The organism is Labrenzia sp. 5N (assembly GCF_012395805.1).
Classification (GTDB): domain Bacteria; phylum Pseudomonadota; class Alphaproteobacteria; order Rhizobiales; family Stappiaceae; genus Roseibium; species Roseibium algicola.
In genome coordinates, this window is the sequence record NZ_JAAZTM010000009.1 from 217,146 (window position 1) to 230,532 (window position 13,387).

General features: G+C 59.3%; 9 protein-coding genes. 8 read left to right on the top strand and 1 reads right to left on the bottom strand.

Going from position 1 to position 13,387, the window contains the following annotated elements:
* Positions 1-30 precede the first annotated feature (30 nt).
* The 7 genes from prfA (at position 31) to HEP89_RS10830 (ending at position 10,564) form a co-directional block, all read left to right on the top strand.
* Positions 31-1,104, top strand: a complete 1,074-nt coding sequence (prfA, locus tag HEP89_RS10800; protein WP_023002990.1) for a peptide chain release factor 1 — start codon at positions 31-33, stop codon at positions 1,102-1,104.
* A 1-nt stretch (position 1,105) separates the two neighbouring features.
* A complete protein-coding gene (gene prmC, locus HEP89_RS10805; protein ID WP_168692008.1) occupies positions 1,106-1,954 on the top strand; it encodes a peptide chain release factor N(5)-glutamine methyltransferase in 849 nt (282 codons plus the stop codon).
* 391 nt (positions 1,955-2,345) lie between these two features.
* Positions 2,346-3,041 (top strand): DUF4167 domain-containing protein, encoded by a 696-nt coding sequence (locus HEP89_RS10810; protein WP_197923194.1) that lies wholly within the window; start codon positions 2,346-2,348, stop codon positions 3,039-3,041.
* Between the two features lie 255 nt (positions 3,042-3,296).
* Positions 3,297-5,894 carry an ATP-dependent chaperone ClpB gene (clpB, locus tag HEP89_RS10815; RefSeq protein ID WP_023002993.1) on the top strand — a complete coding sequence of 866 codons (2,598 nt, stop codon included), beginning with the start codon at positions 3,297-3,299 and terminating at the stop codon, positions 5,892-5,894.
* Positions 5,895-6,100: 206 nt separating this feature from the next.
* Positions 6,101-6,304 (top strand): DUF2892 domain-containing protein, encoded by a 204-nt coding sequence (locus HEP89_RS10820; RefSeq protein ID WP_152505406.1) that lies wholly within the window; start codon positions 6,101-6,103, stop codon positions 6,302-6,304.
* 13 nt (positions 6,305-6,317) lie between these two features.
* A complete protein-coding gene (locus HEP89_RS10825) occupies positions 6,318-7,346 on the top strand; it encodes an efflux RND transporter periplasmic adaptor subunit (protein ID WP_168692010.1) in 1,029 nt (342 codons plus the stop codon).
* A complete protein-coding gene (locus tag HEP89_RS10830; protein WP_168692011.1) occupies positions 7,343-10,564 on the top strand; it encodes an efflux RND transporter permease subunit in 3,222 nt (1,073 codons plus the stop codon). The genes HEP89_RS10825 and HEP89_RS10830 overlap by 4 nt, the downstream gene beginning before the upstream one ends.
* Before the next feature lie 143 nt (positions 10,565-10,707).
* Here HEP89_RS10830 and HEP89_RS10835 read toward each other — a convergent pair whose 3' ends face one another.
* Positions 10,708-12,681 (bottom strand): M23 family metallopeptidase, encoded by a 1,974-nt coding sequence (locus HEP89_RS10835; protein WP_075284182.1) that lies wholly within the window; start codon positions 12,679-12,681, stop codon positions 10,708-10,710.
* A 402-nt stretch (positions 12,682-13,083) separates the two neighbouring features.
* Between HEP89_RS10835 and HEP89_RS10840 the strand changes: the two genes are divergently transcribed.
* Positions 13,084-13,269 (top strand): hypothetical protein, encoded by a 186-nt coding sequence (locus tag HEP89_RS10840; protein ID WP_152533293.1) that lies wholly within the window; start codon positions 13,084-13,086, stop codon positions 13,267-13,269.
* Positions 13,270-13,387 lie beyond the last annotated feature (118 nt).

Here is a 13,387-nt window from a genome sequence, read left to right on the forward strand (position 1 = left end):
AAAGCGATAATTTCTGGAGAATCAGCGCGTATGCTGGCGCGTCACAAACTTGATACCTTGCTGGACCGGTTCGCTGAACTCGAACACATGATGTCCGCCAATCCGGATCCGGGCGCTTATGTAAAGCTGTCGCGGGAATATGCCGGACTGGAGCCGTTGGTCGGCAAAATCCGTGCCTTGATCAAGGCGGAACAGGATCTGGCCGGTGCAAAGTCACTGGTGCAGGATCCGTCCTCCGACGCGGAAATGCGCGAGCTTGCCGAAATGGAGCGCGACGAGCTGGAAGAGCGCGTCGAAGAACTGGCCCAGGATGTACGCATCGGGCTGTTGCCGAAGGACGAGGCGGACTCCAACGATGCCATCCTGGAAGTGCGGGCGGGGACCGGCGGCGACGAGGCGGCTCTCTTTGCCGGTGATCTCTTCCGCATGTACCAGCGTTATGCCGAACTTCAGGGCTGGAAGGTGGAAATCCTGTCTGCCAGCGAAGGTGAAGTCGGCGGCTACAAGGAAGTGATCGCGTCCGTTTCCGGCGACAACGTTTTTGCCAAGATGAAATTCGAGTCCGGTGTTCACCGGGTGCAACGGGTGCCCGCAACCGAGTCGGGCGGGCGTATTCATACGTCGGCGGCAACCGTTGCCGTACTGCCTCAGGCGGAGGACGTCGATATCGACGTTCAGGAGAGCGACTTGAGGATCGACACCTATCGCGCTTCCGGCGCAGGTGGGCAGCACGTCAACACGACCGATTCTGCAGTGCGCATCACGCACTTGCCGACGGGTATCGTCGTTGCCGTTCAGGACGAACGCTCCCAGCACAAGAACAAGGCGCGAGCCATGCAGCTTCTGCGGGCGCGCATCTATGACGAGGAGCGCGAGCGGGCTGCGAGCGAGCGGACCGAAGCCCGGCGGTTGCAGGTCGGGTCCGGCGATCGGTCCGAGCGTATCCGAACCTACAACTACCCGCAGGGCCGCGTGACGGATCATCGTATCGGTTTGACGCTCTACAAGCTGGAGCAGATCCTTTCGGGGGAAGCGCTTGGAGAAGTCATCGAGCCGTTGATCCTGGACCACCAGGCCAATCTTCTGGCAACCGAAGAGGCCTGAGGTGACCATCGGCCAGCTTTACCGGTCCGTGCGCGACCGGTTTCGGGTGGCCGGTTTGCCGACACCGGAACTGGATGCAAGGCTTCTGGTCAGCGCGGCGCTCAAGCTGCCCCTGTCGGATCTTGTCTTTCGAGAACAGGAAGAGGCAGCACCTGGTGCGGCCGAACTTGCAGAGGCTTATGCGCGGAAACGCCTGGAAGGCATGCCCGTCGGCCGGATACTCGGGGAACGGGATTTCTACGGCCGGCGATTTCATTTGAACGAGGCAACGCTGGAGCCTCGGCCGGACACTGAAACCCTGATCGATGCCGTGCTGGAAAGATGTGCTCCTGAAGAAGCACCGTTCATCTGCGATATCGGCACGGGCACGGGCGCCATCGCCGTCACGTTGCTGGCGGAGTTGCCCCGAAGCCGGATGATCGCGGTGGACCTGTCGGAACAGGCGCTTGAATGTGCTGCAGGCAACGCTTCTCTGCACGGCGTGGAAGACCGGTTTCTTCCCGTGCGGTCGGACTATACTTCCGCCCTGCGGCCGGAAAGCGGCTTCGACTGGGTCGTCAGCAACCCGCCCTATATCCGCAGCGCTGTCCTCGCCGAACTGTCGCGCGAAGTGATTCAGCATGACCCGAAGCTTGCACTAGATGGCGGTGAGGACGGCCTGACAGCCTATGTTCGTATTGTCGCGGATGCTGTGAAGCTGCTGCGCCCGGGCGGTTGGATCGCTCTCGAAATCGGCTTCGATCAAAGAGAGGATCTGGAAAAACAGCTGCGTCATCATGGCTTTGTAGAGATTGAAATCATTAAAGATCTTTCCGGAAACGACCGTGTTGTGGTGGGGCGCAGGCTCTAATTTTGCGGATTTGATCCAAAGGCGAAAAAGCACTTGGAAATCGCAACGGAAACGGGTACGTTCCTCTTGCCGAGACCGGAAATGTTATCAGCGTTTAGCGGGGCATGCGCATCCGGCAGCTGGGAACCGGCGCAACTTCAGCGTTTTGGAAACCGTTGCAAATCGGACTATCCGGTGTTTCGGACTGTCGAAGAAAAAGACAATCGCGTTGGCCATCGGCCTTTAGCGCGCTGCGTATGTTTTCAATGACAGCCGCTAACCAGCATTGTTGGTTTCGGCAGGTATTTCGTGTCGGTTTTAGGCAATTCCGATGTTGGGTCAGCGTCAAGCTGACCGCCGTTCCTTAAGAGAAAACGGCAGGATGAGACCAGGTAATCAAAGCAATAAGCGTATGCGCGGACGGGGCCGCAAGGGCCCAAATCCGTTAACCCGGACTTACGAATCAAACGGTCCTGATGTGAAAATCCGCGGTACTGCGATGCACGTTGCAGAGAAGTACCAGCAGCTTGCACGAGATGCCCAGGCATCCGGCGACCGGGTGATGTCCGAGAACTATAACCAGCATGCGGAGCACTATCTGCGCATTGTGGCTGCCGCGCAGCCGCAACAGCAGCCGATGGCGCATGCCTCTTCCCGCAACGAAGCCGAAGACGGTTTCGAAGCCGCGGCAACGAATGGCTCAGGCCACTCCAATGGCGCAGAACGGTCTTCCCAGGACGTGTCCTCTTCGGACAACGACCTGATGGATGCCGACAGCCCGCAGCCTTTCATCGACGACATGCCTGTCATCGATCAGGAAGGTAAGGTCAACGGCGCTTCCCAGAAGGCAGAGAAAGCCGAAGCCGGCGACGACGAAGCGGACGAAAAGCCGCGCCGCCGCCCCCGGACACCTCGTGCGCGCACGCCGCGCCGGGCCTCCGGTGATCAGGCTGACGCAGGCCAGGCCTCGGCGGAAGCCGCGGACGGTGCTGAAGCTTCTGGCGGTTCCGACGAAGAGGATCAGCCGAAACCGCGACGCCGGGTCGCGCGCCCGCGTCGTGCCAAGGCGGCTGAAGAGGCTCCGGCCGAGGCACCTGCCGGAGAATGATCCGGTAGATAGTCAGCCTCGATAAAGCTGAAACAGATAAAACGGCGTCCATGATGGGCGCCGTTTTTTGTTTGGCTTGCAGACATCCGTTCCGGACGGCACAGAATAAGATGCCGCAGGGGCTTTTGTGGTGAATATGCAACACTATATTAGAGGAGCAGCACTGCAAAAGGCTGTGCGGATGCCCGTATCAGGGGTCCGTATTCCAGATCGTTCCCCACGCTTCGGGTGGTGCGGACGGGTAGGAGGTAACTTATGAACTTTGAAAAATACACTGAGCGTGCGCGCGGTTTTGTTCAGTCCGCTCAGACCTTTGCCTTGGGGCGGGGCCATCAGCAATTCGCACCTGAACACATCCTGAAGGTTCTTCTGGATGATCCCGAAGGCATGGCCAGTGGCCTGATCGACCGTGCCGGCGGCAACGCCAAGGCATTGAAGGGCGATCTTGAGGGCCTTCTGGACAAGATGCCGAAAGTTTCCGGTGGGTCCGGTCAGCTTTACATGGGCCAGGCAACCGCACGTCTGTTCGAGCAGGCCGAGAAGATCGCTGACAAGGCCGGAGACAGTTTCGTCACCGTGGAGCGGCTTCTGCTCGCCCTTGCCATGGACAGCGACAGCGAAACCGGCAAGCTGATGAAGCGGCATGGCATTACGCCAAACGGACTGAACGAGGCAATCAACCAGCTTCGCCAGGGCCGGACGGCCGATACCGCGACTGCCGAAAACCAGTATGACGCGCTGAAGAAATTCGCTCGGGATCTGACCCAGGTTGCCCGGGAAGGCAAACTCGACCCGGTGATCGGCCGTGACGAGGAAATCCGCCGGACCATCCAGGTCCTGTCGCGCCGTACCAAGAACAACCCGGTTCTGATTGGTGAACCAGGGGTCGGCAAGACCGCGATTGCAGAGGGCCTTGCGCTGCGCATCGTCAATGGCGATGTACCGGAATCGCTCAAGGACAAGCAGCTTCTTGCGCTCGACATGGGCTCGCTGATTGCCGGTGCGAAATACCGGGGTGAGTTCGAGGAGCGCCTGAAGGGTGTTCTGTCCGAAGTCCAGGCGGCCGCGGGCAAGGTAATCCTGTTCATCGACGAGATGCACACGCTGGTTGGCGCCGGCAAGGCGGATGGGGCCATGGATGCCTCCAACCTCTTGAAGCCTGCTTTGGCGCGCGGCGAGCTGCACTGTGTCGGTGCGACGACGCTGGACGAATACCGCAAGCACGTTGAAAAGGATGCGGCTCTGGCGCGCCGGTTCCAGCCGGTGTTCGTGAGCGAGCCGACGGTCGAGGACACGGTTTCGATCCTTCGCGGGATCAAGGAGAAGTACGAACTCCATCACGGGGTCCGTATCACCGACAGTGCCATCGTCTCGGCAGCGTCTCTTTCCAACCGCTACATCACCGACCGGTTCCTGCCGGACAAGGCGATCGATCTTGTGGACGAAGCCGCCAGCCGGCTGCGGATGCAGGTCGACAGCAAGCCGGAGGAACTGGACGAATTGGATCGCCGGATCATCCAGCTCAAGATCGAGCGCGAGGCGCTGAAGGCAGAAAGCGACGAAGCTTCAAAGGATCGTCTGTCCAGGCTCGAGAAGGAGCTGACGGATCTGGAAGAAAAGTCGCAGGCACTCAGCAACCGCTGGCAGGGCGAGAAGGAAAAGCTGAACCTTGAACAGAAGATCAAGGAACAGCTGGAACAGGCCCGCATCGACCTGGAAATCGCGCAGCGTCGCGGTGATCTGGCCAAGGCTGGTGAGCTTGCCTACGGCGTGGTTCCGGAGCTGGAACGCAAACTCGCCGAAGCGGAAGCTTCAGAGGATGCCGATGCCATGGTCGATGAGGCCGTGACGCCGGCTCACATTGCCCAGGTCGTTTCGAAGTGGACCGGAATTCCGGTCGACAAGATGCTGGAAGGCGAGCGCGAAAAGCTGCTTCAGATGGAAGACATGCTGGCGAACCGGGTCATTGGCCAGGCAGAAGCCATTCATGCGGTTTCCACTGCGGTGCGCCGGGCGCGTGCCGGTCTGCAGGATCCGAACAGGCCGATTGGCTCGTTCATGTTCCTCGGACCGACCGGTGTCGGCAAGACCGAGCTGACCAAGGCACTTGCGTCGTTCCTCTTCGATGACGACAGCGCAATGGTGCGGATCGACATGTCGGAATACATGGAGAAGCACTCCGTTTCCCGTCTGATCGGCGCTCCTCCTGGCTATGTCGGATACGAGGAAGGTGGTGCGTTGACGGAAGCCGTTCGGCGGCGCCCGTATCAGGTCGTGCTTTTCGACGAAATCGAAAAGGCGCATAGCGACGTGTTCAACGTGCTGTTGCAGGTTCTGGACGACGGTCGGCTGACCGATGGTCAGGGCCGGACGGTCGACTTCCGCAACACGCTGATCATCATGACCTCGAACCTGGGGGCCGAGTATCTGGTCAACCAGCCGGAAGGTCAGGATACGGATGCGGTTCGCGACGAGGTGATGAGCGCCGTGCGGGGTCATTTCCGTCCGGAGTTCCTGAACCGTCTCGATGAGATCGTGCTGTTCCATCGCCTGCAGCGGGCGCAGATGGCCGATATCGTCAAGATCCAGCTGGAGCGCCTGCGGGCTCTCCTCAGCGATCGCAAGATCACGCTGAAACTGGACGACGGCGCTCTCGGTTGGCTGGCCCAGAAGGGCTACGACCCAGCCTATGGAGCGAGGCCGCTGAAACGGGTGATCCAGAAGGACGTTCAGGATCCTCTCGCCGAAAAGCTGCTTGCCGGTGAAATCCTCGACGGCCAGACAGTGGATGTCACGGCTGGGTCAGACCGCCTGATGTTCCAAGTAGAAGGTTCGGAAAGCGCAGCCGCCTGACCTGAGGCAAGCTGAAAGATATGAAAAGGAAACCCGCGGAAGGACACTTCCGCGGGTTTTTCGTTTTGTGGCTCGATTGGCCTGGGCATTTGCGTTTTGTCAAACGGGCCCGCGAAAAGCTGTGGTATTCATATATTCATAAATGTGAAACAAGAGCCGCGCTTCGGTGAAACCCCAGGGCGGCTGATCCGATCAAGGAGACTCAGATGACAGTCGATCGTGCAGTCATGATGTTTGCAGGTGCCATGGTGCTCTTGTCCCTGGCGCTGGGGTTTTACGTTTCGCCCTACTGGTATCTGCTCAACGCCTTTGTCGGCTTGAACCTGATGCAGGCATCCGTCACCGGCTTTTGTCCGGCAGCAATCATTTTCAAAAAGCTCGGCATGAAACCGGGAGTGGCCTTCTCGTAAGGTGGAGGACAAGATGAGACGCGGTATCTTCATTTTCTTCCTGTTGACGCTGGCTGCAGCGTCGGGTGCCGCGCCGGTGGCTCGTGCCGGCGAATTTCTGGCCGAGCCGATCACCGTACCGGAAACCAAGGCGGTATTTGCCGAGGTCAAAAGTCGGACGGTCGTTCCTGCCCGTGCCCGCATTGGCGGAACCATAAAGACAATTTCCGTGCGCGAGGGTGATGTCGTGTCAGCTGACCAGGTCATTGCCCTGGTGGTTGACGAGAAAATTGCACTCGAACTGGGGGCTGCGGAGGCCCGGATCGAGGTTCTGCGCTCCCAGCTTCACAATGCCCGCACCGAGTTGGAACGTGTGGAGCAACTGGTTGCCCGTGGCAGCGCGGCACAAAGCCGGCTGGACCAGGTGCGCACACAATTCGATGTGGTCACCAACCAGACCGTTGCGGCGGAATCGGAGATGGCGGTCGTACGCCAACGTGCCAGCGAAGGCGAGATCCTGGCCCCCAATGCCGGACGCGTTCTGACAGTGCCGGTCACGGAAGGTTCGGTCATTCTGCCGGGAGAGGAAGTCGCCCGGATTGCCAGCGGCCGATACTTCCTGCGTCTCTCCATCCCGGAGCGACATGCCGCCCAAATAACCTCAGGGGCGAAAGTCCTGCTGGGGGGACGTGGTCTTGACCCCAGGCCCGAGGCTGCGGAGACCGGGAGCACCGCAACCCGGCAAACCTTCGGAACGATCGTGAAGGTCTATCCTGAAATTACCGAAGGCCGGGTGACGGCGGATGTCGATGTCGATGGCCTGGGAGACTATTTCGTCAACGAACGCACACTTGTTCATGTGCCCGTCGGCGAGCGTCAGGTCATTGCGGTGCCGGAAGCTGCTCTTTCGATCCGGCATGGTGTCGATTATGTGCAGGTTGCCGTTGCGGCTGGCACCCAGGTTGTCGCCGTGGTTCCAGGCACAAATGTTCTTCACGACGGGACGGTTCTGGTCGAAATCCTGACCGGACTGCGTGCCGGTGATCGGGTGTTGGTGCCATGAAACTCGGTCTTGCCGGATGGCTGACCCGATCCTTCATCGGGTCACCGCTCACCCCGCTGTTTCTGATGGCTTCCCTTGCCCTCGGGCTGATTGCTCTTGTTGCCCTGCCACGTGAAGAAGAACCGCAAATCTCCGTGCCGATGGTCGATATTCATGTGGAAGCCAACGGCCTCAATGCGGATGATGCGGTCAAACTGGTGACGGAACCGCTGGAGACGATCGTCAAGGCGATCGATGGTGTCGAGCATATCTATTCCCAGACCCAGGACGACCGTGTGCTGGTAACGGCACGGTTTCTCGTCGGGACCGACGCGGACGCTGCCATCTTGCGCGTGCACGAAAAGATCCGCGCCAACATGGACCGGATCCCCGTCGGCATTCCGGAGCCATTGATTGTTGGCCGGGGTATTGATGATGTCGCCATTGTCGTCGTTACGCTGACACCGACACCGGGGGGCGCCGAACGGTGGACGGCAAACGGGTTGACCCGGATCGCGCGTGAACTTCAGACCGAAATCGCCAAACTCTCGGACATCGGTCTCACGTTCATCGTCGGGGAGCAGCCGGAAGCCATTCGCGTTGAACCTGACCCGGAAAAACTGTCGCTTTACGGAATCACGCTGCAGCAGCTGGCTGCCAAGATCGAGGGCGCCAACAAGTCCTTCCGCGCAGGCTATGTTCGCGAAGCCGGAGAGCAGCGCGTTCTGGTCGCAGGGGAGACGTTGCAATCGGCCGAAGAGATCGGAAATCTCTTCCTGACCGCTCGTGATGCCCGGCCCGTTTATGTGCGTGATGTCGCCCGCATCGACCTTGCCACTCAACCGGCAGAGCACAGGGTCGCCCATATTCGCAAGCAAGATGGAGCATTGACCTTGGCCCCGGCGGTGTCGCTGGCCATTGGCAAACGACCGGGCACCAATGCGGTGGTGATTTCCGATGAAATCGTTTCACGGCTTGAAGCAATTCGCGGAGATCTCTTTCCCGAAGGCGTGGATATGGAGATCACCCGGAACTACGGTGAGACCGCCAATGAAAAAGCCAATGAACTGCTGTTCCATCTTGGGCTTGCGACAGTCTCCATTGTCGTCCTGATCGCACTGGCGATCGGGTGGCGCGAAGCGCTGGTGACACTGGTGGTGATCCCGACGACGATCCTGCTCACGCTCTTTGCAGCCTACCTGATGGGCTACACCATCAACCGTGTCAGCCTGTTTGCCCTGATCTTTTCCATCGGTATCCTGGTGGATGACGCCATCGTGGTGATCGAGAACATCGCCCGGCACTGGGGCATGTCGGATGATCGCAGCCGGACGCAAGCCGCGGTGGAGGCGGTGGCGGAAGTCGGCAATCCGACCATCATCGCAACGCTGACGGTCATCGTCGCCCTTTTGCCGATGCTGTTCGTTTCAGGCTTGATGGGCCCCTATATGGCACCGATTCCTGCCAATGCTTCGGCAGCGATGCTGTTTTCGTTCTTTGTTGCCGTGATGCTGACACCCTGGCTGATGATGAAATTCGCTGGCCGCGGCGGAGGCCATTCCCATGCGCCTGCGGCCCATGGCGGGGCTCTGGGTCGTATTTACGCGAAGGTCGCCAGACCGTTGATCGGTTCGCGCCTGCGCGCCTGGGGCTTTCTGCTGATCGTCGGCGTCTGCACAATCGGTTCGCTTGCGCTGTTCTATACCACCGACGTTACGGTGAAACTGCTTCCATTCGACAACAAGGCGGAGCTGCAGGTGCTTGCCGATCTGCCGGAAGGGTCTTCGGTCGAGGACACGGACAGGGTTCTTCAGGAAATTGTCGCCCGTTTGGGAGAGGTGCCTGAAATCCTGTCGTTCCAGACCTATGCCGGCACTGCATCGCCTTTCAATTTCAACGGACTGGTTCGCCACTACTATCTGCGGGCACTGCCTGAACAGGGTGACGTGCAGATCAATCTCACCGAGAAGGGGGAGCGGGACCGGACAAGTCATGACATCGCGCTGGATATCCGCGAGATGCTGACAGGTCTCGACCTTCCCGCCGGTACTGTGTTGAAGGTGGTGGAGCCGCCCCCGGGGCCGCCGGTTCTGGCGACACTGCTTGCGGAAATCTATGGGCCCGATGCCGAAACCAGGCGCGCGGTTGCAAGCAAGGTTCGCCAGGCCTTCGAGGACGTGCCGTTCATCGTGGATGTCGACGATTCCTTTGGAACCCAGGCCGACCGGGTGCGCATCGCCATCGATCAGGACCGGCTTGAATATCACCGGGTCGAGCAGGGCGATGTCTTCGACACCGTTCGGCGCCTCTATGGTGGAACGGAGGTCGGTTATTCGCATCGAGGCCGGACGCGTTATCCAATTCCGATCCGGATCCATCTAGCAAAGGGCGACATGGTGATCGGTGAAGCGGTGCTTGCAACGCCGGTGCCGGCCAATGCATTGCCCGGAGGCCGGGGCGTGATCGAGCTTGGCGACGTGGTGACGGTTCGCAGGGAAAAGACATCCTTTCCGGTGTTCCGTCACAACGGGCGTGCGGTTGAAATGGTAACCGGCGAACTGGCAGGCGCGTTCGAAGCGCCGGTTTACGGGATGCTGGCTGTTGGACAAAAGATCCAGGACATGGATTGGGGACCTGACGGGGAACCGGTGATCTCGTTCCATGGTCAGCCCGAAGACGAAACGCGGCCAACCCTGCTCTGGGATGGCGAGTGGGAAGTCACCTGGGTCACTTTTCGGGACATGGGAGGTGCCTTCATGGTGGCGATCCTGGGCATCTACTTCCTGGTGGTGGCCCAGTTCGGTTCCTTCAAACTGCCGCTCGTGATCCTGACGCCAATTCCGCTGACGCTGATCGGCATCATGCTGGGGCACTGGCTGTTTGCTGCGCCATTCACGGCGACATCGATGATCGGCTTCATTGCGCTTGCCGGCATCATCGTGCGCAACTCCATATTGCTGGTCGATTTCATCCAGCATTCGCGCACGCCCGACAAACCGCTTCTGGACGTTTTGCTGGAAGCCGGGGCAATCCGCTTCAAGCCGATCCTGTTGACAGCGCTTGCCGCCATGATCGGCGCTGCAGTTATCCTGACCGACCCGATATTTCAGGGGCTGGCGATCTCGCTGCTCTTCGGTCTGGCATCGTCGACGATCCTGACGGTTCTGGTAATCCCGGCGATCTACATGGCTCTGCGCCGCGACCAGGCACGACAGAAGGAAGTTTCGGAAGCTGGATGAGCGGCAGGTTGATTGTCGCCGGCGTCAAGCTGGTGCCGGTCCCTCAGGCGGGGATCGAATGATCGAAGCCTGTCCGGAGTGCAGACATCAACAAGTTCGGCCGGGGCACGAAGGCCCCGGCCGAACTTTGTTTTTCAGGAGTGTCAGTTGATGGCAGCGATCCGCGACGGCTTGCGGACACGGTCCAGCAAGGTGTCGACGCGGTAGCGCTCGGTTTCGAACGCTGTGCGCATTTCACCATCCAGCGTACGGCCCTTCGGCAGCTTGATACGCATCGGATCCATGTAACGGCCGTTGACGAGCACTTCATAGTGCAGGTGCGGGCCTGTCGACAGGCCGGTGGAGCCGACATATCCGATGATCTGGCCCTGGGTGACCTTGGATCCTTCACGGATGCCGCTGCCAAAACCACTCATGTGGTTATAGGTCGTGGTGTAGCCGTTCGTGTGCTGCAGCTCGATACGGCGGCCATAGCCGGAGCTCCAGCCGGCTTTGACGATTGTGCCGTTCCCGGCCGCCATGATCGGCGTTCCGCGCGAAGCAGACCAGTCCACACCGCGGTGCATCTTGGTGTAGCCATGGATCGGGTGGCGGCGCATGCCGAAACCGGAGCGGAACTTGCCGCCATTGAGCGGCTTGCGGATAAGAAACTTCTTGGCGCTCTGACCGGTGTCATCATAAAAATCGGTCACGCCGTCGTCTGGCGTGCGGAACCGGTAGAATTCCCGTGTGGTGTTGCCGGTGTTGAGGGCGGCATACAGGATCTTCGGCGGGCTGTTGTCGTCGCCGTCGGTGAAGAACAGCTCAAGGGCGTCGCCCGGCTGAACCCGCGCATTGAAGTCGACGTCAAAGGAGAACATCCGCACCAGATCGTTGATGATCTCTTCAGGCATGTCCTGTTCGAGAGCCGTCTGGTAGAGGCTGTCGTAGATTGCCGGGGTCGGGCCGCCGTAGGAAACACGGTCGGCTTCTTCAAAGGCATCAGCAAGGAACGTGCTCGGTTCCTTGGCCTCAATATAGGCGCCACTGTCCGAGCGGGCGACCGTAGCGCGGTGCTCCGTGTTCTCATAGAGGCTGACGCGTTCAGGACGCATCCGCTCCAGATCGTCCGGCGACGGTGCATAGGCGATCCGCAATCTTTGTCCTTCAGTCAGGTCCGAAATGCCGAACAGGCTTGAGAAGGCGGTCGAGATTGCAAGTGCTTCATCTTCGGTCGCGTCATAATCCATCATGACGTCGACCAGATCCTGGTCCTTGGTAACGGGAACGATGCTTTCGTCCATTCCGGCAAAGCGGATGTCCTCGTCCTGTTTGGACACGAAGGAAACATTCTCCGGCGTGATGCGCACGGCGTAGCGTTCCAGGTCGGGCTGCAGGGCGAGATTGAAATCGAAGCGGCCCGGATCAACCAGGGATTTTGCCGCCATTTCGACAGCGTCAATAGAAAGCGTGCGCGCGGTTTCGCGAACGGCAAGCTCAACTTCGGTTTCGGACGGCGTCCGGTCGAGGTCTATGTCCCCGCTGGAAGTCGGGAAGGGGGCAAGCGAAATGCTGACTTCGCTTTCCAGCTTTGCGCCATAGATGGAATCGGCCGGAAGCGGAGTGCCTGTTTCGGCAACACTGATGCCGCCATCATCGTCGTTATTGTCCGCGAACATGTTCAACGGATTGAACGGGGGAATGCGCTCCGCGAGTTCCGGATCCTTGCGGGTCGCAAGCGTTGCGCTGACGAAGACATGCGGCTGGACCCGAATATGATCCCTGTCACCTTCGCGGGTGACCACATTAACGTCGATGACATGCTTGCTGGAATATTCGGCTGCGGTGCGCAGGACGCGATCGCCCTTGGCGCCACCGCTGGACAGGGCAAAGCCGTTCAGAAATGCACCGGACGAGGGTGCGGCTTCCACACTGTATTGACCGTCGAGTGCCGCCATGAGGGCTCCACCCATCAATACAAGTGATGTTACGCCTGTCAGGACGGTACCTGCAAACCAGCGCAAAGACACCTGCCGACGGTCGGACATGCCACTGCGGCCTTCGTAGCCGCGCAGCGGCGGCTCTTCACCTAACTCTATACGTAGGGTCTGCGCGCTATGGAAGGGCCCCAAATGCATTAATACCTGTCCGGTCCTTTTAAGCTATCGCGTGAATCCGAAGCCCGCAGCCCTGGGCCACGGCCAGTATGTTTCAGCGGTGCTAAACATAACAGATCCTGCTACATGCAGTGTTTGATTTAAATCGTCAATTGTTTCTGCACGGATGCCCACGAGGCGAACCGCTTCGAGGTGGTGGGTTACGAGCAGAATTTGTCGGTTCTGTGGTCGCAATAGGGCTACGTGTCTTCTTTATAAGGGGGCTCATACGGGAGGCTGTGGGCATTCCCGTATTCCCGGAGCAAAAAAGACAAAAAGAAATCGAAAAAAATCGCGGGAGAAGATGAGGCTCCGGGACTAAATCGATGATTTAGATAAGGGAATCCGTACGTTTTGGCTTGTGTGAATCTTTTTTGACAAAGAGTGTTGACTCATCTTCAGGCCATGCGTATAACGCCCTCCATCGACGGCGGCGCCGCCAACACGGCGCTCCTCGCTGTTGGTTCTACCAAACAACTTTGCCGCATCGACCTGGCAACAGGGAGTGGTTCGGCGTCTTTGGTTGAAGGCTTTCAGGCCGCATTTGCTGACTGGCGAATGGTTCTTTGACAATTTGATTATTGAAGGAAGGGAAGCGTAGGCGGCGTTGGCCTTGCGATCATCGGATGTTTTTGGATGTCTGATGGTTTTAAGGAGTTACGCAGGTACGCTGATCTTTCAAACAAGG

What these genes read in the sequence shown, in the direction of transcription:
- HEP89_RS10830 (WP_168692011.1), top strand. Translation starts at nt 7,343, where the DNA reads ATGAAACTCGGTCTTGCCGGATGGCTGACCCGATCCTTCATCGGGTCA.
- HEP89_RS10835 (WP_075284182.1), bottom strand. Translation starts at nt 12,681, where the DNA reads ATGCATTTGGGGCCCTTCCATAGCGCGCAGACCCTACGTATAGAGTTA.
- prfA (WP_023002990.1), top strand. Translation starts at nt 31, where the DNA reads ATGCTGGCGCGTCACAAACTTGATACCTTGCTGGACCGGTTCGCTGAA.
- HEP89_RS10825 (WP_168692010.1), top strand. Translation starts at nt 6,318, where the DNA reads ATGAGACGCGGTATCTTCATTTTCTTCCTGTTGACGCTGGCTGCAGCG.
- HEP89_RS10820 (WP_152505406.1), top strand. Translation starts at nt 6,101, where the DNA reads ATGACAGTCGATCGTGCAGTCATGATGTTTGCAGGTGCCATGGTGCTC.
- HEP89_RS10810 (WP_197923194.1), top strand. Translation starts at nt 2,346, where the DNA reads ATGCGCGGACGGGGCCGCAAGGGCCCAAATCCGTTAACCCGGACTTAC.
- clpB (WP_023002993.1), top strand. Translation starts at nt 3,297, where the DNA reads ATGAACTTTGAAAAATACACTGAGCGTGCGCGCGGTTTTGTTCAGTCC.